The 18,482-nt window shown below is 71.1% G+C and carries 24 protein-coding genes; 12 read left to right on the top strand and 12 right to left on the bottom strand.

Going from position 1 to position 18,482, the window contains the following annotated elements:
* The first annotated feature begins 3 nt into the window (after window positions 1-3).
* A complete protein-coding gene (locus ABT171_RS04800) occupies window positions 4-1,236 on the top strand; it encodes a DUF6177 family protein (protein ID WP_351239822.1) in 1,233 nt (410 codons plus the stop codon).
* Window positions 1,237-1,304: 68 nt separating this feature from the next.
* Here ABT171_RS04800 and ABT171_RS04795 read toward each other — a convergent pair whose 3' ends face one another.
* The 4 genes from ABT171_RS04795 to ABT171_RS04780 all read right to left on the bottom strand — a co-directional run bounded on the left by ABT171_RS04795 (window position 1,305) and on the right by ABT171_RS04780 (window position 3,314).
* A complete protein-coding gene (locus ABT171_RS04795) occupies window positions 1,305-1,709 on the bottom strand; it encodes a DMT family transporter (RefSeq protein WP_351239820.1) in 405 nt (134 codons plus the stop codon).
* A 47-nt stretch (window positions 1,710-1,756) separates the two neighbouring features.
* A complete protein-coding gene (locus ABT171_RS04790) occupies window positions 1,757-2,077 on the bottom strand; it encodes a DMT family transporter (protein WP_351239818.1) in 321 nt (106 codons plus the stop codon).
* Between the two features lie 95 nt (window positions 2,078-2,172).
* Window positions 2,173-2,829 (bottom strand): DsbA family oxidoreductase, encoded by a 657-nt coding sequence (locus ABT171_RS04785; protein ID WP_351239816.1) that lies wholly within the window; start codon window positions 2,827-2,829, stop codon window positions 2,173-2,175.
* Window positions 2,826-3,314, bottom strand: a complete 489-nt coding sequence (locus tag ABT171_RS04780; RefSeq protein ID WP_351239814.1) for a nucleoside deaminase — start codon at window positions 3,312-3,314, stop codon at window positions 2,826-2,828. Before ABT171_RS04780 ends, ABT171_RS04785 begins: the two co-directional genes overlap by 4 nt.
* Window positions 3,315-3,562: 248 nt before the next feature.
* On the opposite strand from ABT171_RS04780, the gene ABT171_RS04775 reads away from it, so the two are divergent.
* The 8 genes from ABT171_RS04775 to ABT171_RS04740 all read left to right on the top strand — a co-directional run bounded on the left by ABT171_RS04775 (window position 3,563) and on the right by ABT171_RS04740 (window position 9,657).
* Window positions 3,563-4,009, top strand: a complete 447-nt coding sequence (locus ABT171_RS04775; RefSeq protein WP_351239812.1) for a MarR family winged helix-turn-helix transcriptional regulator — start codon at window positions 3,563-3,565, stop codon at window positions 4,007-4,009.
* A gap of 411 nt (window positions 4,010-4,420) precedes the next feature.
* On the top strand, window positions 4,421-5,899 hold the full coding sequence (locus tag ABT171_RS04770) for an AMP-binding protein (RefSeq protein WP_351239810.1): 1,479 nt from the start codon (window positions 4,421-4,423) through the stop codon (window positions 5,897-5,899).
* Window positions 5,896-6,153, top strand: coding sequence for an acyl carrier protein (locus ABT171_RS04765; protein ID WP_351239808.1), 258 nt, complete (start codon window positions 5,896-5,898; stop codon window positions 6,151-6,153). Before ABT171_RS04770 ends, ABT171_RS04765 begins: the two co-directional genes overlap by 4 nt.
* A 136-nt stretch (window positions 6,154-6,289) precedes the next feature.
* Window positions 6,290-6,664 carry an ectoine synthase gene (locus ABT171_RS04760; protein WP_351239806.1) on the top strand — a complete coding sequence of 125 codons (375 nt, stop codon included), beginning with the start codon at window positions 6,290-6,292 and terminating at the stop codon, window positions 6,662-6,664.
* Between the two features lie 82 nt (window positions 6,665-6,746).
* Complete coding sequence (locus tag ABT171_RS04755; protein WP_351239804.1) at window positions 6,747-7,865, top strand: acyl-CoA dehydrogenase family protein; 1,119 nt, start codon at window positions 6,747-6,749, stop codon at window positions 7,863-7,865.
* Between the two features lie 25 nt (window positions 7,866-7,890).
* Window positions 7,891-8,577, top strand: a complete 687-nt coding sequence (locus ABT171_RS04750) for a transglutaminase-like domain-containing protein (RefSeq protein WP_351239802.1) — start codon at window positions 7,891-7,893, stop codon at window positions 8,575-8,577.
* Between the two features lie 28 nt (window positions 8,578-8,605).
* The gene (locus tag ABT171_RS04745) at window positions 8,606-9,415 is read left to right on the top strand and encodes a maleate cis-trans isomerase family protein (RefSeq protein ID WP_351239800.1); all 810 of its coding nucleotides are present in this window, start codon (window positions 8,606-8,608) and stop codon (window positions 9,413-9,415) included.
* Entirely contained in the window at window positions 9,412-9,657 is a 246-nt protein-coding gene (locus ABT171_RS04740; protein ID WP_351239798.1) for a DUF6253 family protein, read from the top strand. The genes ABT171_RS04745 and ABT171_RS04740 overlap by 4 nt, the downstream gene beginning before the upstream one ends.
* Window positions 9,658-9,671: 14 nt before the next feature.
* Here ABT171_RS04740 and ABT171_RS04735 read toward each other — a convergent pair whose 3' ends face one another.
* The gene (locus tag ABT171_RS04735) at window positions 9,672-10,091 is read right to left on the bottom strand and encodes a MarR family winged helix-turn-helix transcriptional regulator (protein WP_351239796.1); all 420 of its coding nucleotides are present in this window, start codon (window positions 10,089-10,091) and stop codon (window positions 9,672-9,674) included.
* Window positions 10,088-10,978 carry an NmrA/HSCARG family protein gene (locus ABT171_RS04730; protein ID WP_351239794.1) on the bottom strand — a complete coding sequence of 297 codons (891 nt, stop codon included), beginning with the start codon at window positions 10,976-10,978 and terminating at the stop codon, window positions 10,088-10,090. The genes ABT171_RS04735 and ABT171_RS04730 overlap by 4 nt, the downstream gene beginning before the upstream one ends.
* A 104-nt stretch (window positions 10,979-11,082) precedes the next feature.
* Here ABT171_RS04730 and ABT171_RS04725 point away from each other — a divergent pair, with 104 nt between their 5' ends.
* Complete coding sequence (locus ABT171_RS04725; RefSeq protein ID WP_351239792.1) at window positions 11,083-11,568, top strand: MarR family winged helix-turn-helix transcriptional regulator; 486 nt, start codon at window positions 11,083-11,085, stop codon at window positions 11,566-11,568.
* Between the two features lie 27 nt (window positions 11,569-11,595).
* Here the strand turns inward: ABT171_RS04725 and ABT171_RS04720 are convergent, their stop codons facing one another.
* From ABT171_RS04720 to ABT171_RS04695, 6 genes are all read right to left on the bottom strand, one after another.
* Window positions 11,596-13,068 (bottom strand): HAMP domain-containing sensor histidine kinase, encoded by a 1,473-nt coding sequence (locus ABT171_RS04720; RefSeq protein WP_351239790.1) that lies wholly within the window; start codon window positions 13,066-13,068, stop codon window positions 11,596-11,598.
* A complete protein-coding gene (locus tag ABT171_RS04715) occupies window positions 13,065-13,799 on the bottom strand; it encodes a response regulator transcription factor (protein WP_055706594.1) in 735 nt (244 codons plus the stop codon). Before ABT171_RS04715 ends, ABT171_RS04720 begins: the two co-directional genes overlap by 4 nt.
* A 90-nt stretch (window positions 13,800-13,889) precedes the next feature.
* Window positions 13,890-14,111, bottom strand: a complete 222-nt coding sequence (locus ABT171_RS04710; RefSeq protein WP_351239788.1) for a hypothetical protein — start codon at window positions 14,109-14,111, stop codon at window positions 13,890-13,892.
* Window positions 14,112-14,142: 31 nt separating this feature from the next.
* Window positions 14,143-15,141, bottom strand: coding sequence for a S1C family serine protease (locus ABT171_RS04705; protein ID WP_351239786.1), 999 nt, complete (start codon window positions 15,139-15,141; stop codon window positions 14,143-14,145).
* Between the two features lie 98 nt (window positions 15,142-15,239).
* On the bottom strand, window positions 15,240-16,265 hold the full coding sequence (locus ABT171_RS04700; protein WP_351239784.1) for a LacI family DNA-binding transcriptional regulator: 1,026 nt from the start codon (window positions 16,263-16,265) through the stop codon (window positions 15,240-15,242).
* A 71-nt stretch (window positions 16,266-16,336) separates the two neighbouring features.
* Window positions 16,337-17,146, bottom strand: coding sequence for a winged helix-turn-helix transcriptional regulator (locus ABT171_RS04695; RefSeq protein ID WP_351239782.1), 810 nt, complete (start codon window positions 17,144-17,146; stop codon window positions 16,337-16,339).
* A gap of 170 nt (window positions 17,147-17,316) precedes the next feature.
* Here ABT171_RS04695 and ABT171_RS04690 point away from each other — a divergent pair, with 170 nt between their 5' ends.
* A complete protein-coding gene (locus ABT171_RS04690) occupies window positions 17,317-18,168 on the top strand; it encodes an alpha/beta hydrolase (protein ID WP_351239780.1) in 852 nt (283 codons plus the stop codon).
* 56 nt (window positions 18,169-18,224) lie between these two features.
* A complete protein-coding gene (locus ABT171_RS04685; protein WP_351239778.1) occupies window positions 18,225-18,479 on the top strand; it encodes a MoaD/ThiS family protein in 255 nt (84 codons plus the stop codon).
* Window positions 18,480-18,482: the final 3 nt, after the last annotated feature.

Raw genomic sequence — 18,482 nt, 5'->3', positions numbered from 1 at the left:
GCCGTGGAGGCACCTGTCCTGGTCCAGGTCCCCGGTGAGATCGAGCGCCTCCTGCCGGGCGCGGCGTACGGCGGGCCGGTGTGGTGGACGGAGGCGCGCGCCTCTACGGCCGTCGCCGATGCCGGCCGGCTCGCGGGTTCCTTCGCCGGACGCCTGGCCACCGTGCTGGGCGGGGCGGTCTGGCCGCCGGAGGCCGCCACGACCGACGTCGTGCCCCTGGCCACAGACGTCTCGGCGGTCCCCGTCCCGGTCACCGACGCCCCAGCGATCGACGTTCTCACGGAGGCGACCGGTGTCGTCATCCAGGACAGACCGGTGATCGCTCTGACCAACTGGCTGTCCGACGCTTTCCGCACCGCTTCGGGTGCCGACCGCAGTCTGCAGATCGTCACCCCGCCCACGGCGCGTCTGACGCTGCCCACCCGCACCGCGCTGCGCGGCCTGCCGAACCGATGGGTGATCCAGGATCCCGACCATGGTTACTACGACGGGCTGTCCGGGGCCGAACTCCGCTGGAAGGACGGCACGTTCTCCCCTGTACGCGACGAGCGCGGCGGAGTGTCGGTGTCGGTGCCCTTCGCGACGGCCGCCGACACGGGTGACCGCCAGCTCCTGCTGACCCTGCGCACCCGGCACCGGCCGACCGAGTCGCTCGCTCTCGGGCATGCCCTGGAGACCGCCTGGCGCCACCTCACCGGCGCCCCACCTGCCGGCTGGAGCACCGCCGAACCGGTCAATCTGCCGTGGTCCACCAGGGAGATCACCGACCTTGCCCGGGCTCGCTCTCCCCGACCCACCTTCCTGATCGCCGTCGGGCACCCCGAACGACCGGCTCTGGCCACGGTCCGAGTGCTGCGCACGCCGAGGGGCGTCGAGGAGGACATCACCCTGGCACTCGGTTACGGCTGCGACGAGGAGCCGCCGCTCAAGGCGATCCCGCCGCTGCTCGGGGCGCTCGATGCCGAGCATGGCCTGGTCAGTCTGCTGGTCTTGCTGCGTGCCGCCCGGCGGGACCTGACGGTTCCGGCGTGCCTTGAGGCGCCGCCCGTACCGGTGGCGTTCGCGCTGGGCGCCTCCGAGGCCGACGTGGTCGGGCGTCGGCGCGCCGAACACCCGCCGGCCGGCCCGGAGCCGTCGCACGTGGGGCGTGCCCTGCACTATCCGCTGGGCGACGGCATGGACGCCGGCGCCTGGGGGAGGCTGCGGGACCTGACGGATCACCTCAGGCGCGGCTGAGCCCTCAACGTGAGCCGCCCCGGTCTCCGCGATGTCCGCATCCCGGGGCAGCTCACATCGAGGGTGGTTCAGCGGACCTGGGCCGCAGGCCGCTCGGTGGGCTCCTCGGTGGGGTCCGGGGTGTTCTGCGGCCGGTCGGCGAGCTTGAGCCAGACCACTCCGGCGATGATGAGGGCCAGCCAGAGGGCCTGGACCGGGGTGAGCGTCTCGTGGAAGAAGACGGGGCTGAGCAGCGCCGCGCCGGCTGCCCCGATTCCCGCCCAGACGGCATAGCCGATACCGACGTCGATGGTGCGCAGTGCGACGCTCAGCGCCCAGAGCGTCAGGAGGAAGAACACGACGGCGACCAGCGACCACGACAGGCGGGTGAAGCCGTGGCTGCCACCGACGGAGAGGGCGTAGCCGACTTCGAAACCTCCGGCGAGGAGGAGGGTGAGCCAGGAGTTGGCTGAGGAGCGGCCGGTGTGGGACATGTACGCGAGTCCTTTCGTGGAGTTCGGGTCAGGTGGCGGCGGGATCCTCAGGCGGCACCGCTGAGCTGGAGGCCGACGACACCGGCGATGATGACGACGATGCCGAGCGCCTTGCGCCAGTTCAGGCGCTGGCCGAAGAGCAGCGCTCCGAGCAGGGCGATGCCGATACCGGCGATGGACGTCCAGATGGCGTAGCCGACGCCGACGTCGAAGGTCAGCAGTGCCTTGCTGAGGAAGTAGGTCCCGATGGCACCGCTGACCAGGGTCGCGATGGTCCACCCGCGGTTCTTGAAGCCCTCGGCCTTGCCGGCCGCGATGGCGACGGTGATCTCGAAGATGTCTGCGATGGCGAGGTAGAGCCACTGCATGGGAAGTCCTTTCGTTCGGGGGCGGCCGGCGCTGCCGGGCCGGCCCGCTGTGGAGTTCGCCGTGGTGCGTGGACGGTGGCGGGCACGCCGGAGCGTCAGCAGCCGTCGATCCCGCAGGCGGTGCCTCGGGCGACCGCCTGTTCGGCCTGGGTGTCGAGCACGGCCTTGCGGATCTGGGCCGCGGTGGGGACGCCTTCCAGGCGGTGGCGTTCGCCGATGATGAGCGTGGGCACCACGGAGATGCGGTACGCCTTGGCGGTCCGCAGCGCCTCCTGGTGGGTGTCGGTGTAGGTCCCGGCGGTGAGCGCCTCGCTGAAACCCGCTGCGTCCAGGCCGAGTTCGGATGCGATGTCGGTGAGGACGTCCAGTTGACCGATGTCCCGGTTCTCCTGGAAGAAGGCCCGCAGGACACGTGGTGTGTAGGCCGCGGCCTTGCCGTGTTCGGCCGCGTACTGGTAGCCCTCGAACGCCAGCCGGGTGTAGGGCTGGGGTGAGACGGTGGGCAGGGTGATGTCCACCTTCATCCGGCGGGCCATCGGATAGACCGAACGGGCCCAGATCTCCGGCAGGTACTCGTCCTCGGGCCGCAGTGTCGGGGTCGGGTGGGGCCGCAGCTCGAACGGCATCCACTCGATGTCGACGTCGAGGTCGCGGGTGGCTTCGTGCAGCGGGCCCTCGGCGAGCATGCAGAACGGACAGACGTAGTCCGACCAGACCTTGATGCCGACTGCGCCGGCTTCCGTCTCGGTCACATCGGCCTCCGGTTCATGGCGAGGAACTCTTCGAACGGCTGCGTCGCTTCCGGGATCTGCAGCGAGGTGACCTTGATGGGCCAGAGCGCGGGGTCCTCGGCGAAGATCGAGTACGAGCCCGAGTAGTCGAAGCCGTACCGTGCGGCCGTCTTGCGGTCGGCCGCGTGGACGATGTGGCCGACGTTGAAGTACAGCGAGGCCATGTAGCACAGGGCACAGGGCTCGCCGGAGGCGATCAGCGTGGCCCCGGCGGTGGCGTGCAGCCCGTACTTCGCGGCGGCTTCGCGCAGCGCGACCACCTCGGCGTGCGCGGTCGGGTCGTTGTCCTCGCGTACCCGGTTGAAGCCGGTGCCGAGGACACGGCCGTCGTTGACCACCACGCCGGAGAAGGGGATGCCGCCCCTGGCGACGTGCTCGCGGCTGATCCGTACGGCCTCACGGACGTACTCGGTCAGCTCGCTCTCTGGAATATCGGAATCGGACAACTTCGCTCCCTGGCTCAGACCGTCTCGACGCGCATGTCGGGCTGCCGCAGGGCCGGCCACGGGCGGGTGCGGGCTAAGCCCTCGGCGGCGGTGGCGCGGTGTGTGGTGTCGGACATGGCATCCCTCATAGTTGCTTGTACGTGCAAGTTTATTGGATTCAGGGCATCCGGCGGAAGACTTGGGCGGGCGGATAGAGCTTGCATGAGCATGTATCTTGTTGTCAACGCCGCCTGAGAGGGAGCTGCCTCATGACCACGATCTCCTATGCGCCGGCCGCCTCGTCCGACCAGGCCATGTGGGGGAGAGTCCTCGCCCTGCACGCGCATGTGGAGCGCCAGCTCACCCAGGCTCTGCAGCGCAAGCACGGAATAGGACTCTCCGAATTCCGCGCCCTGGAGTGTCTCGTCCAGGCCAAGGACGGCGAGCTGCGCATGCAGGAACTCGCTGACAAGGTCGGACTGGGGCAGAGCTCGGTGACCCGGCTGGTCGGCCGGCTCTTCTCGGCCGGCTTCGCCTTCCGGGACCTGTGTCCCGACGACAAGCGCGGTGTCTACGCCGTCATCACCGACGAGGGCAAGCAGCGCTACGCCGACGCGCGCGGGACCTACTCCGAGGTCCTCAGCGCGGCGCTGAACACCGCTGGTGCCACCTCGGAGCTGGCCGGTACGGTCCAGGCGCTGCGCAGCACGCTCTGAGCGGCGCCGCCGCACCCCTGTCGTTCCGCACCGAATCCGCCTGACGAAAGCCGTCCCCACGGGAGGCGGCTTTCGGCGTTTCCGCACCCCGGCCGGGCATTCCCCGGGTGAATGCCGGATTCCGCACGGCGTATTACACCAAGCTGAAACGCATAGTTCATCAAGCAAACTCGACGCTCTCCGGCTCCCCGTGGTTCAGTGATCTGCGTCACTATTGAGAAACCAAATACATGCTTGACTCTGCATGCACCGCCGGTACGGTTAGTGGCGGCTCGATCACCGGGGGAGTGATGCGGGGCCGGCCGAGCTGATGGCCGCCGGGCTCCGCGAGTTCTATGGCGCGACTCATGCGCCGCCACCCCCTTGAGCATGTTCATTTTCGTATGGACAGGTGCACAAATAGGGGGAACTGTGCCATTAGCATGCCTCTTTGACGCGCTGGCCGCGCACGCCCGGCGCCGGCCCGATCAGGTGGCCCTGATCCGGGGCGAGCGGCAGGTGACGTACCGCCGGCTGGTCGGCCTCGCCGAGGAACTGTCCGGCGCCCTGGACGGCCTCGGGCTCGACCGGCGGCAGCCGCTGTGCGTGCCCGCCCACAAGACGCCCGAGACGATCGCCCTGCTCATCGGCGCCTTCCGGGCCGGGTACGCGGTCCTGGCGCCGTCACCCGAACTGGGCTCCGCCGCCCGTGCGGCGCTCGCCGCGCAGGCCCGGTGCTCCGTGGTGCTGACCGTCGACGACCGGGGGGTGCTCGACACCACCCCGGTGGAGCCGGACGAGCAGGCCGCCCGTGACTTCGACACCGTGGACCCCGCCACCGCGTCCCTGCTGCTCACCACCTCCGGCTCCACCGGTACGCCGAAGATCGTGCCCATCCCGGGCGACGCCTTCGAACGGTTCGCCGACTGGGCGGCCGGCCGCTTCCGCCTCACCGAGCAGGACACCCTGCTGAGTTACGCGCCCCTGAACTTCGACCTCTCCCTGCTCGACGTGTGGACCGCGCTGCGGCTGGGCGCCCGGGCCGTCCTCGTCGAGCAGGAGTTCAGCGCGGACGCCCGTCACCTGCAGGACCTGGTCACCCGGCACGAGGTCACCTTCGTCCAGGGCGTGCCGATGCTGCACCGGCTGCTCACCCAGGACGGTGCCGTCCATCCGGCGGTCCGCACGGTGATCTTCACCGGGGACGCGCTGCCGCAGGCGCTGCTGCGGCAGCTGGGCACGGCCTACCCCGGCGCCGGCTTCCACAACGTCTTCGGGTGCACCGAGACCAACGACAGCTTCATCTACGACGCCGACCCCGCCAGGGCCGGTGAGCAGACCCCGATCGGCCGGCCGCTGCCCGGGGTGCGGGCCCTGCTGCTCGACGGCGAGGGACGGATCCTCGACGGTCCCGGAACGGGTGAACTTCTCGTGACCACACCGTTCCAGACCTTCGGATACCTGCAACGCTCCCGCAACGAAGGGGCGTTCGTGCCCGCCCCCGACGGCGGTGACGAGGTCTTCTACCGCACCGGCGACCTCGTCACCCGGGACGCCGACGGCCTGTACTGGCTGCAGGGGCGCACCGACTTCCAGGTCAAGGTCCGCGGGGTGCGGACCAATGTGCAGGAGGTCGAGAACGTCCTGGCGGCTCACCCCGAGGTCGCCGAGGCCGCCGTCGTGGCCGTCCCCGACCCCGAGGCCGGCTACCGGCTGCACGCCCAGGTGACCCGGCGGCCCGGCACCTCGCTCACCTCGCTGCGGCTGCGCTCGCACAGCGCCGAGCGCCTGCCCCGCCATGCCATCCCGTCCTCCGTGCACGTGGGCGATGCCCCGCTGCCGCGGACGTCCACCGGAAAGCCCGACCGCAATCTCATCAAAGCAGCACGACTGAAGGGAAATCCCGCATGACCTCCCTGGCGGACGAAATTCGTGGCTATGTCGTCGCCGAGTTCCTCGACGGAGAGGACACGGCGGACCTGACCGCCGAATTCGACCTCATCGACAACGGTGTGGTCGACAGTCTGGGCGTCGTCCGGATCGTCTCGCACCTCTCGCGGGCCTACTCGATCCCGATCGACGACATTCCGCTGACCCCGGACAACTTCCGCAGCATCGGCGCCATTTCGGCATTCGTGGAGAACGCGACGAAGACCGCCGCCTGAGCCGGCCTTCCGAAGGGCCTTCCGAAAGACCTTCGGAGAGACCTTCGGAAAGAACCTCGGAACGAACCTCGGAACGAACCTCGAAAAGAACCTCGGAAAGACCTTCCGGAAGAACCCCTCACACAAGGAGACCGCAATGATCGTCCGTAGCATCAGCGAGCTCGCCCCCGTCGAGTGGGGCAACGGCACCAGCCACCGCCTGCTCACCGAGGCCGACGGCATGGGCTTCACCGTGTGCGAGACCCTGGTCCGCAAGGGCACCACAAGCGCCCTGCAGTACCGCAACCACCTTGAGGCCTGCTACTGCACGGGCGGTTCCGGCGAGGTCGTCACCGTGTCCGGCGAACGCTACAAGATCACGGCGGGCACCATCTACGCCCTCAACGAGAACGACGCGCACTACCTCATAGCGTCCGATTACGAGGACCTGACACTGATCTCCGTGTTCAGTCCAGCCTTGCGCGGCGACGAGAAGCACACGCTGTCCGCCGACGGATTCTCCCAGTACTGAGTTCCGCGATCCGGGGCCCGTCCAGCCGACGGCGGCGCGGGCCCCGGCCCCGACCAACGACGTACCGGAAGGCAGTACACGTATGACACCGGACCCGTACACCCTCGCCGCCGCCTGGGCGGACGAACTCAACCGCGACGTCGAGGAGTGGGACGCCCGCGCCGAGTTCCCCTGGGAGAAGTGGAAGACGATCCAGCGCTCGGGACTGCTCGCCGTACCGTTCGAGACGCGGTACGGCGGCCGTGGCGGCACCCTGACCGGCACGATGCGCGCCCTGGAGGGCCTCGGGCACACCTGCCGCGACGCCGGCCTCGGCTTCTCCGCCTCCACCCAGATCGTCAGCGTCGGCGTCCCGCTGCAGGCGTTCGGCTCCGAGGAGCTCAAGTCCCGCTTCCTGCCGGGAATCATCGCGGGCGACCTGATCACCGCGCACGCCATCACCGAGCCGGACCACGGCTCCGACGCCCTGAACATCTCCACCACCGCGACCCGCGACGGGGACGACTACGTCATCGACGGCGGCAAGATGTTCATCACCAACGCCCCGATCGCCGATCTCTTCCTGCTGTACGTACGCACCGGCCGGCCGGGCCCGTTCGGCCTGAGCGTCTTCCTGGTCGAGCGGGACACCCCCGGCCTCAGGGTCGGCGAGCCGCTCGGCAAGATGGGGCTGCGCACCTCGCCGCTGAGCGAGGTGACCTTCGAGGGACTGCGCGTGCCCGCCGCCCGGCGCGTCGGCCAGGAGGGCGCCGGCTTCCTGATCCTCGACCATGTGATGAAGCGGGAGATCCTCTTCTCCTTCTCCCTCACGCTCGGCGAGATGGAGCACCGTCTGGAGCGAGTGGTCCGGTACGCCAAGTCCCGCCGCCAGTTCGGCGAACCGATCGGCACCTTCCAGGGGGTCGCGCACAAGATCGCGGACATGAAGATCGCGGTGGAGACCAGCCGCAAGTGGCTCACCGACACCGGCGCCAAGGTGGAGGCCGGCCAGGACGCCGCGATCGACGTCGCCGCGACCAAGACCGTGGTCAGCGAGGCCAACAAGCGCACCGCGCTCGACGCCGTCCAGATCTTCGGCGGCCAGGGCTACCTCACGGCCACCGGCATCGAACGGGACGTCCGCAACGCGGTCGGCGGAACCATCTACTCCGGCACCAGCGAGATCCAGCGCAACCGCATCGCCGCTCTCCTGGGCCTGTGAGCCGGGGGCTGACGAAAGGGTCACCATGAACGCACTCACACCGCACGACCTCCGACGGCTCACCGCGCCCACCGACTTCCTCGACCACGACACCGACGCCGTCCAGTCCTTCGTCGACGAGGCCGTCACCGACCGCGGCGCGGACAAGCGCCGGCTGGCGGTCGAGCTCTACTACGCCGTCCGCGACGACGTCTTCTACGAGGTGTACGGGGCCGACCTGTCCCCCGAGGGACTGCGGGCCAGCCACACCGCGTCCACCCGCAAGGGCTTCTGCCTGCACAAGTCGGCCCTGTACGCGGCGGCCTGCCGGGCCGTGGGCATTCCCGCCCGCGTCCACTACGGCGATGTGCGCAACCACCTCGCCTCCGACCGGCTGCGCGCCCACATCGGCGGCGACGTCTTCTTCCACGGCCTCAACTCGGTCCACCTGGACGGCAGGTGGGTCAAGGCCACCCCGGTCTTCAACAAGATCCTGTGCCGGCTGTACGGGATGAAGCCGCTGGAGTTCGACGGCACCGCCGACAGCCTGCACCACCCCTTCGACGACCAGGGCCGCCAGAGCATGGAGTTCCTGGCCGACCACGGCGGCTTCGACGACGTCCCCTACGAGTTCGTGATGACGAACATGCGCCGCAAGCACCCCGGCTTCCTGAATGCCAACGGCACCGGCACGGTCCGAGGCGGCTCGCTGGCCGCCGAGGCGTCCGCCTGACCCGGCCCGACGACGAGGAGACACCGAGATGAGCACCATCCGAGCGCAGCAGGACGGCTGGGAGGCGCGGGCGCGCATCGGCGTCGTCGTACCGCACGCGGACGTGGGCCCGGAGTCGGAGTTCCAGGCGATGGCCCCCGAGGACGTGTTCGTGCACGGCTCCCGCGTCCACTTCGGCGCGATGCGGGCCGGCGGCGAGATGGACCCGAAGATCCCGCACGACCCGGTGCGGGCCTTCGTGGAGCCGCCGCACATCGACGACGCCGTGGAGCTGCTGGCCGCCTCCCCGCTCGACGCGATCGCGCTCGGCTTCACCAGCTCCGCCTACGTCCTCGGCGCGAGCGGCGAGAAGGAGCTGTTCGCCCGTCTCGCGCGGTACACGCGGGGTCTGCCGCTCACCGGTACCACGACGGCGGCCGTGGCCGGTTTCACCGCGCTCGGCGCGCGGCGGATCGCCCTGGTCAACCCGCCGTGGTTCGACGACCGGCTCTCCGGGCTCGGCGCGGACTACTTCACCGAACAGGGCTTCGAGGTCGTCCACCACGGGCCGTGCGGGCTGCCCAGCAACCAGAAGCTGATCACCCCCGAGGCGCTGTCCGAGTGGATCCGTGCCACGGTCGCCGGGCACCGGCCCGACGCGGTCCTGGTGGCCGGCAACGGCATCCGCGCGGTGGGCGTCATCGACGCCCTGGAGCGGGAACTGGACTTCGCGGTCCTGACCGCCAACCAGGTTCTGTTCTGGCACGCCCTGCACCTGGCCGGAGCGCACGACACGGCCCGCCGGATCACCGGGTACGGCCGGCTGTACGGCGCCGAGGTGCCGGGCGGCGCGGCATGAGCCTGCTGGCGGCCGACGGGCATGTGGCCCTGTTCGTCACCGACGAGGGGGACGCCCGCCGGCTCCCTCTCGTGTGCTGGCGCGACGACGGCGCCACCGTCCACGGCATGGTCCTGTACCGGGGTGCGCTGCGCCGCGCCGAGCATGTCCCCGGCTTCCGCCGCTATGCCCATCCCCTGGAGGACGACACCCCCGTGCGCGGCGCGGACGCGTCGCGCCCACCCCGGGAGGCATCCGCATGACCGGGTGCCCCTCGTCACGGGGCCGGTGAGAGGTCGCCCTCCGCGTTCTGCGCCATGCGTTCGAGGACCTGGACGGCGGTGCGGTACTCGTCCGGCGTGATGCCGGTCGTGCAGCGTGCGCGGAACGCGTCGACCCGCTCGGCCACGGCGGTCAGCCGGCGCCGGCCGTCCGGGGTGAGGGCGAGCCGGTCCGGTGCGCTGCGGGTCACCCAGCCGTCGGCGGTCAGGGCGTCGACGGAGGCCCGCAGGGTGAGGACGTCGGCGTTGGCGGCGAGGGCCGACAGGACGTCGTGGTCGCCGGCGTCCGGGGTGTCGCGGACGACGTTGAGCACCTGCCAGTCGACGCGGGTGAGGCCGGACTCCGTCAGCGTGGCGTTCATGGCGCGGGTCAGGGCCTTGTCGGTGCGGTTGAGCCAGTAGCCGATGGGCTTCACGCGGGGGCTCCTTCGGGGTCGGGTGCGGACAGCAGCCGCGGCCAGTCCTGTGCGGACGCCCACTGCGCGAAGGTGTGCCAGCCCACTTCGGGGTAGGCGCGCCGCAGGCCGGTGACGTCGACGTCCAGGCCGTGGGTGTTGAAGTACTCGAACATGGCCGCCAGGTCGGCGGAGTGGGCCCGGACGTACCGCAGGGGCACCTCGTGGTGGGTGACCGGGCGGCCGGTGGCGGTGGCGAGGACGGCCGCGATCTGTGCGGGCGTGCAGGTGTCGGAGGCGATGTCGACGCGGCTGCCGGAGAACTCGTCGCGGCGGCCCATGACCAGGGCGGCGAACGCGCCGATGTCGGCGGCGGGGATGAGCGTGATCGGCCGGTCGGCGGGCATGGGCCAGCCGAAGGTGTTCTCGCGCAGCCCCTGGAGGGCCCAGCCGCCGGCGTGGTTGTCCATGAAGGCGGCCGGTGCGATCACGGTCCAGGGCACCCCGGACTCGCGCAGATGCCGCTCGATCACGTACTTGCTCTCGTAGTGCGGTATGCCGGTGCCGCGGTCGGCGTGCGCGGCCGAGGTGAGGACGACGTGGTCGAGGCGGGCCGCCGCGGCGGCGTCGACCAGGGCCCGGCCTTGCCGGACCTCGGTGTCGGTGTCGGTGCCGAACGGCGTGGTGACCCCGAAGAGGGCGTCCGCGCCGGTGAGGGCCGCGTCCAGGGAGGCGCGGTCGTCGAAGTCGGCGCGGCGGACCTCGGCGCCGAGGGCGCGCAGGGCGTGGGCGGCCGGGGCGTCCGGGCGGCGGGTCAGGGCGCGGACGCGGTGTCCGGCGGCCAGCAGGGCGCGGGCGGTGGCTCCGCCCTGGGCGCCGGTGGCGCCGGTGACGGCGACGGTGAGCATGGGTGTCCCCCGGTGGATAGAATGACTGTGTGGCGCAATAGCTGCGCCACGCAGGAGAATAGCAGTGGATTGCTGCGCCGCGCAGCGATTTGGAGGCGAGTCATATGCCGGAGCCGAGCCGGGACCGGCTGTACGAGGAACTGTCCACGGAATCGCGCCGCTACCTGGCGGCCTACGTCCTGTTCAACCAGGCCGTCGCCGACCACCTCGGCCTGCACCCCACCGACGTGCAGTGCCTGAGCCTGCTGACGGCCGAGCCGGAACCCCTCACGGTCCGCCAGATCGCCGACATGACCAGCCTCACCACCGGCTCGGCCACCCGCCTGGTGGACCGGCTCGAACGCGGCGGCTATGTCGTCCGCACCCCTGACCGGCAGGACCGCCGCCGCGTCCTGGTCACCCCGGTACCGGAGCACATCGCCCGGGTCGCCGCTGTGTGGGGAGACCTCCGGCAGGGCTGGCAGGCCATCTTCGACGACCACACCGAGGCCGAACTCCAGGTGATCATCCGCCATATGCGCCGCGCGAACGACCTCAGCCGCACCCAGATCCAGCACTTGCGCTCGCTGCCGAAACCAGACAGGCCCTAGGGGGCCGGCCGGGCGGACAGGGGCTGCTCAGCCGGCCGGTGCCGCGGGTGCCTCCGGTGTCTCCGGCGGAGGCGTCGGCGCGCCCGGCAGGCGCACCGTCGCCGTCGTGCCGCCGCCCTCCGCCCGTGCCAGGGTGACCTTGCCGCCCGCCTGCTGGACCGTGCGGGCCACGATGGACAGGCCGAGGCCCGAGCCGGGCAGCGCACGCGCACTCGGGGAGCGCCAGAAGCGGTCGAAGACGTGCGGGAGTTCGTCCTCGGGGATGCCGGGGCCGTGGTCCCGGACCCTCAGCACGCCCTCGCTCAGCCGCACCTCGACCGTGCCGCCCTCGGGACTGAACTTCACCGCGTTGTCGAGGATGTTGACCACCGCCCGCTCCAGCGCGGAGGGCTCCGCCCGGACGTACCAGGGCTCCAGGTCGGCCGTGATCGTCAGCTCCGGGCCGCGCAGCCGCGCCCGGCGCAGGGCCGCCTCGACGGTGTCCCGCAGCGCCACCACCTGGAGGCGCTCGCCGCGCTGGCCCTCCGGGCGGGACAGCTCCTGCAGGTCACCGATGAGCGCGGCCAGTTCCGTCATCTGTGCCTTCACCGAGGCGAGCAGGGCCTTGCGGTCCTCCGGCGGAAGCGGCCGGCCCGTCTCCTCGCTGCGGGTGAGGAGCTCGATGTTCGTGCGCAACGACGTCAGGGGCGTACGGAGTTCATGGCCGGCGTCGGCGATCAGCTGCTGCTGGAGGTCGCGGGAGCTGGCCAGTGAGGCGGTCATGGAGTTGAAGGACCGGGAGAGCCGGGCGACCTCGTCCTCGCTGTCGTCCTCCACCGGGATGCGGATCGTCAGGTCCTCGGTCCGGGCCACCTCCTCCACGGCCTCGGTGAGCTTGTCGACCGGGCGCAGACCCGCGCGGGCCACCACGAGACCCGCGGCCCCGGCGCCGACCACTCCGATGCCGGAGACGAGGAGCAGGACGAGTGCCAGGTCGTTGAGGGTCCGCTGGGTGTCCTTGAGGGAGACGGCGACCATCAGGGCGACGCCCGGATAGCGCTGGGGAACCAGCCCGGGGCCTCCCACCAGTATCGGCACGGTCTTGACCCGTACGTCATTGCCGTGGGCGTCCTTGGCGTCGTGGTAGATGCGGACGTCGCCCTTCGCGGCCACCTCCGCGTCCTGCGCCGAGGCCGCCACGACTCCTTTGGAGTAGTTGAAGACGCAGATCTGGCCGTTCGGCGTCACCACCTGCATGTAGTAGAAGGTGGGCCGCACCGCGTTGGGCGGCTGGTCCACGGTCGTCGGGCAGGCGGCCAGGACCGCGGTGATCTGGTCCTCGGTCAGCCGCTGGTTGAAGTTGTCGAGGGTCTTGTTGACCTGCACGTCCAGTCTGCGCTGCACGATGAACCAGCAGGTGACCGAGACCGCGGCCACCGCGAACGCCACCGCCGCCGCGACCAGCACCGCCAGCCGGGCCCGGATCGGCAGGGAGCGGTAGCGCCGCACCAGCTTGTTCACTCGGCGCCGCCCTGGCGCAGGACGTAGCCCACGCCCCGCACCGTGTGCACCAGGCGCGGCTCGCCGCCGGCCTCGGTCTTGCGGCGCAGGTACATGACGTAGACGTCGAGCGAGTTGGAGGACGGCTCGAAGTCGAAGCCCCACACCGCCTTCAGGATCTGCTCGCGGGTGAGGACCTGGCGCGGGTGCGCCATGAACATCTCCAGCAGGGTGAACTCCGTGCGGGTCAGTTCGACCTGCCGGCCGCCCCGCGTGACCTCCCGGGTCGCGAGGTCCATGCGCAGGTCCGCGAAGGTGAGGGCCTCGTCCTCCTGCGCCTCGGCCGACACCGCCGCCGCGTACGAGCTGCGCCGCAGCAGCGCCCGGATACGGGCGAACAGCTCGTCCAGCTCGAAGGGCTTGACCAGGTAGTCGTCGGCGCCCGCGTCCAGCCCGGTCACCCGGTCGCCGACCGTGTCCCTGGCCGTCAGCATCAGGATGGGCGTCGTGTCGCCGGCCCCGCGGATGCGGCGGGCCGCCGTCAGACCGTCCATCCGCGGCATCTGGATGTCCAGGACGACCAGGTCGGGCTTGTAGGCGGTCGCCTTCTCCAGCGCGTCCGCGCCGTCGACGGCCACCTCCGTGTCGTACCCGTCGAACGCGAGGCTGCGCTGCAGCGCCTCGCGCACGGCGGGCTCGTCGTCGACGATCAGGATGCGCTGGGGGTCACGGTCGCCTTCGGCGGGGCTCATCGCGCGCGACTCCTCGGGGATGCGGTGGACAGGATGAACGGTGTCTCTCAGCCTGCCACGCCCGACGGGCCGGGCGGCGCAGCGCCGGGGTCAGGCCTGCACCGCGGTGAGGCGGTGCAGCGGCACCTTGCGGCGGTGGGTGCGGGCGGCGGAGGTACGCAGGCCCATCAGCTCGCGGGGGACCGGCGGCAGGGCCACCTCGGGGGCACGGGGCGTCGGGACGGGCGTGTGCAGATCGTGGACGATCGACAGGGCGAGGGCGACGTCGGCGGGACGGCGGCCGGCGCTCTTGTGCGAGACATGCTGGATCATGACGTACTCCCTGCTGACTGAGGGTGAAGCGTTAGTTCCTGTCGCCCGCCCGCAGCTTGGCGAGGTCGGACTTGACGGTGTTGACGGGGATCGCGAAGCCGAGGCCGATGCTGCCCGCGTCCGTGGACGAGGAGGACTGCCGGCTCGACGAGTACATCGCGGAGTTGATGCCGATGACGTTGCCGCTCGCGTCGATGAGCGCGCCGCCGGAGTTGCCGGGGTTCAGCGAGGCGTCGGTCTGAATGGCCTTGTAGGTCGTCGTGGACGAGCCCGTGTCACCGTTGAACTCACGGCCGCCGAACTGGAACGGCCACTGGCCGTCGCCGCCCTGGTCCTGGCCCTGGTTCTCGTCGGTGGAGACGGTCACGTCCCGGTTGAGCGCGGAGACGATACCGCTGGTGACGGTGCCGGTCAGGCCCTCGGGGGAGCCGATCGCGACGACCGAGTCACCGACCTGGACGCCCGACGAGTTGCCGAGCGAGGCGGGCTTCAGCCCGGAGGCGCCGCGCAGCTTGATCAGCGCGAGGTCCTTGGAGCTGTCGGTGCCGACGATGTCGGCGGTGTAGCTCGTGCCGTCGCTGGTGCGCACCTTGACGGACTGCGCGCCGGAGACGACGTGGTTGTTGGTGACGATCTCGCCCTTCGACGTGATGACCACACCGGAGCCGGTGGAGGTGCCGCTGTCCAGGGTCGCCCGGATCTCGACGACGCTCGGGCTGACCGCGGCGGCGATCGCGGCGACGTCGCCCCTCTTGCCGGTCGGCACCACATGCGTGGTCGTACCGGCGGAGGCGACCGTGTTCTCGCCGGTCAGCTCCTGGAAGCCGTACGCCGTGGCGCCGCCGACCGCCGCCGCCACGATCGCGACGGCCGCGAGGAGGGCGACGGGACGCCGGTTGCGCTTCGTGCGCGGCTCGGGTGCCACGGCCGTCACCGGCTGGTACGGCGGCGGAGGCGGCCACTCGGGGTTCACGGGAGCGGAGTAGCTGCTGCTGGGCTGCTGGGGGTGGGAACCCTGGCTCTCGGTCATGTCTAGAAGAGTCCCCCCTGACCATGAGAGCTTCCTGAGCGCTCGCTGAGAAGCCCGGCAGAACCTCGTTTGCCCGGTATGAAGACCCGCGGTGGGGCTCAGGCCTCGCAGCCGCAGGACGTCCGCACCACCAGCCGGGACGGGAACGTCTTCAGCCGCTCGCGGCGCGACCCCGCCACCCGCAGTCCGTCGTCCAGGACCAGGTCGACCGCCGCCCGGGCCATCGCCGAGCGGTCGGAGGCGACCGTGGTCAGCGGCGGGTCGGCCAGCGCCGCCTCCTTGATGTCGTCGAACCCGGCCACCGCGAGCTTGCCGGGCACGTCGATGCGCAGCTCGCGCGCGGCCCGCAGCAGGCCGATCGCCTGGTCGTCGGTGGAGCAGAAGACCGCCGGCGGCCGGTCGGGTCCGGAGAGGAGGTCCAGGGCGACGCGATAGGCGTCGTAGCGGTTGTACGGCGCCTCGAAGAGCCGGCCCTCGGTGGACAGCCCCGCCTCGTCCATGGCCCGCTTCCAGCCCTCCACGTGGTCGGAGACCGGGTCGCCGACGGCCGGCGTCTCCGCCGTACCGCCCATGCAGGCGACGTACTCGTAGCCGTGCTCCAGCAGATGGCGTACGGCGAGCTGGGCGCCGCCGAGGTCGTCCGTGACCACGGCCACGTCGTCGATGGCCTCGGGGCGCTCGTGCAGCAGCACCACCCGGGCGTCCCAGGCGTCGATCTCGGCGGCGGCGAGGTCGTTCAGGGCGTGACTCACCAGGATCAGCCCGGAGACTCGCATGCCCAGGAAGGCGCGCAGATAGTGGACCTCGCGCTCGCCGATGTAGTCGGTGTTGCCGACCAGGACCATCTTTCCGCGCTCGGAGGCGGCCTGCTCGACCGCGTGCGCCATCTCGCCGAAGAAGGGCTGGCGGGCGTCCGGGATGATCAGGCCTATGAGGTCGGTGCGCCGGGACGCCATCGCCTGGGCGACCCGGTCGGGGCGGTACCCCAGTTCCTTGATCGCCGCGAGGACACGCTCGCGCGTGGCCGGGGCGACCGGCCGGGGTCCGTTGTTGATGACATAACTGACGACGGCGGTGGAGGTCCCAGCCAGCCGTGCCACATCATCCCGAGTCACCTTGGCCACGCGCGGAGTCTACGCGGATTGATCTGCCCTGGGCAGGGCGTACCAGCCCTTGGATGCGTACAAGCAACGAACTATGCGTCCGCGTGGACCTCGGCGCCGTCCCGGACGGCCGACGCGTCCGCGTCCTCCGCCTTCGCCCGGTCCGCCTTGGCCCGGTCCGCCTTGGCCCGGTCCGCCTTGGCCCTGGCCTCCTCGGCGGCCCGGTCGGTCTTCTCGGGCGTGACGAACCGGTAGCCGACGTTCCGGACGGTGCCGATCAGCGACTCGTGCTCCGGTCCGAGCTTGGCGCGCAGCCGCCGTACGTGGACGTCGACCGTCCGGGTGCCGCCGAAGTAGTCGTACCCCCACACCTCCTGCAGCAGCTGGGCGCGGGTGAAGACGCGGCCCGGGTGCTGGGCGAGGTACTTCAGCAGCTCGAACTCCTTGAAGGTGAGGTCGAGGACCCGGCCCTTGAGTTTCGCGCTGTACGTCGCCTCGTCCACGGACAGGTCGCCGTTGCGGATCTCCATGGGGGAGTCGTCGTTGACGATCTGCTGGCGCCCCATGGCCAGCCGCAGCCGGGCCTCCACCTCGGCGGGGCCCGCGGTGTCGAGGAGCACGTCGTCGATGCCCCAGTCGGCGGTGACGGCGGCCAGACCGCCCTCGGTGACGACCAGGACCAGCGGACAGCCGGGCCCGGTGGAGCGCAGCAGCTGGCACAGGCTGCGCACCTGGGGCAGGTCGCGGCGGCCGTCGACGAGGATGACGTCGGCGCCCGGGGTGTCGACCAGGGCGGGGCCTTCGGCCGGGGCGACCCGCACATTGTGCAGGAGCAGGCCGAGGGCGGGGAGCACCTCCGTCGACGGCTGGAGGGCGTTGGTCAGCAGTAGCAGAGAACTCATACGTCTGGTTCCTCCTCGGTCCCTGCGAGGACTGTGCGGACGGGCACTGCTCTGCGATCCCGAAGGCCCCGTACACCTGCGGTTTCCCGCTTCGTATACAACGCTTCCGAAAGCACAAAAGGACCCGGGGGCTGCGCTGCCCGAGTCCTCTGCCCAGCAGAATAGCCCACATGAGCAACGCTCCGGCAGGTCATGTGGCACGTTCCACCGTTCGTCCGTATCGCGAGACAGGCAGACGGGTGCCTATCCGGACGTTTCTGCACACGGCCGACGGCGTTCCGGTCGATTCCGTATACGACCCGGGCGCGGCCGTATACGAAACGGCCCCGGACGCCTCCCGTACACCCGCACGCGACCTGGTGTTCGTCGTCGCCCACGGGTTCACCGGGGGCGTGGACCGGCCGCACGTACGACGGGTGGCGGGCGTGCTGCGCGGTTACGGCGCGGTCCTCACCTTCTCCTTCCGCGGCCACGGCCGCTCCGGCGGCCGTTCCACGGTCGGCGACAAGGAGGTGCTGGACCTCGCCGCGGCCGTCGAGCGGGCCCGCGCCCTCGGCCACACGCGCGTGGTGGCCGTCGGCTTCTCCATGGGCGGCTCGGTGGTCCTGCGGCACGCGGCCCTGCACCCCGGCGCGGTCGACGCCGTGGTCTCGGTCAGCGCGCCGGCCCGCTGGTACTACCGGGGCACCGCCCCCATGCGCCGCCTGCACTGGCTGGTCACCCGCCCGGAGGGCCGCCTGGTCGGCCGCTACGGCCTGCGCACCCGCATCCACCACCGCGACTGGGACCCGGTCCCGCTGTCCCCGGTGGAGGCGGTCCCCCGGATCGCCCCCACCCCCCTCCTCATCGTGCACGGCGACCGCGACGGCTACTTCCCCCTCGACCACCCCCGGATGCTCGCCGAGGCGGCCGGAGAGCACGGGGAACTCTGGGTGGAGCCGGGCATGGCCCACGCCGAACACGCGGCCGACGACGCACTCCTCGCCCGGATCGCGCACTGGGCCGCGGGCCGGGCGGGCTAGCCTGACACCATCTGTCTTCTGTCTTTGTCTTTTCTCGCCGTCGATTGAGGAACGAGATGCCCAAGGTCACGGTCCGCTACTGGGCCGCCGCCAAGGCCGCGGCCCAGGTCGCCGAGGAGCCGTACGACGCGGACACGCTGGCCGACGCGCTGGCCGCCGTGCGCGCGCGACACCCCGGTGAACTCGCTCGCGTACTGCGGCGATGCTCCTTCCTCGTCGACGGCGACCCCGTCGGGACCCGCGCGCATGAGACGGTACGGCTGGCCGAGGGCGGCACGGTCGAGGTGCTCCCGCCGTTCGCAGGAGGGTGAGGC

This window comes from Streptomyces sp. NPDC001851, from assembly GCF_040297165.1.
Taxonomy (GTDB): Bacteria; Actinomycetota; Actinomycetes; order Streptomycetales; family Streptomycetaceae; genus Streptomyces.
This window is presented reverse-complemented; position numbering and strand designations above follow the sequence as displayed.